Origin of the sequence: Anaerovibrio lipolyticus (genome assembly GCF_021531495.1) — a bacterium.
In the GTDB taxonomy this organism is placed as follows: domain Bacteria; phylum Bacillota; class Negativicutes; order Selenomonadales; family Selenomonadaceae; genus Anaerovibrio.
This window is the reverse complement of record NZ_JADYTY010000085.1, coordinates 1-543: the sequence shown is the minus strand read 5'-3', so window position 1 is coordinate 543 and position 543 is coordinate 1. Positions and strand designations below refer to the sequence as shown.

Annotated in this window: 1 protein-coding gene; it reads right to left on the bottom strand. The window is 41.8% G+C overall.

Annotated features, from left to right (window positions below; translation table 11 throughout):
* Positions 1-81: 81 nt before the first annotated feature.
* Positions 82-543: hypothetical protein (locus I6E26_RS11085; RefSeq protein ID WP_235321921.1), on the bottom strand; the 462-nt coding region annotated here is incomplete at its 5' end.

The following is a 543-nucleotide window of genomic DNA, read 5'->3' as shown; positions in this document are numbered from 1 at the left end:
AAAAGAGGCACTTCTCCCAGAAAGTACCTCTTTGCTATATAGGGATTTGGTGAAAATCTTTGGAAAAACTTTGTCAGTAGATTAAGCTGGTCTGAAATCTTCCCAGCCCTTTACTGGTTCGGTACGGCGGGGCATAGGCTTATCCAAACCCATCTTACGCTGCCAGAGAAGCTTCTCACAAGCTTCCAAAGTAATGTGGAGGGAATCAGGCTTGCCTCTCTTGTGAGAAGTCACAACAATCTCTGGTGATTCATTTAAGGCTTTTTCATAGAGGTGGTTAAGAGCTTCCAGCACATTCTTTGCTGTGTACTTTCTAACCAGCTCTATCAGTTTCATTTTTTCATCATAGGTTGGTTCTCTGTTGAGGCACACATTGTAGGTATCAAAGCAAAGATGAAATTCTTCTTCTGTAGGAGGTTTGGGTATTCTAGGTTGAGCTTCTTCCTGCTGGTTTGTCTTAGGACTCTGTATACCTTCGTACTGAGGTATACTACCAGAAAGGTTTTTATCTTTTTCTTCTATCTTATTCTTAGGCGACTGGGA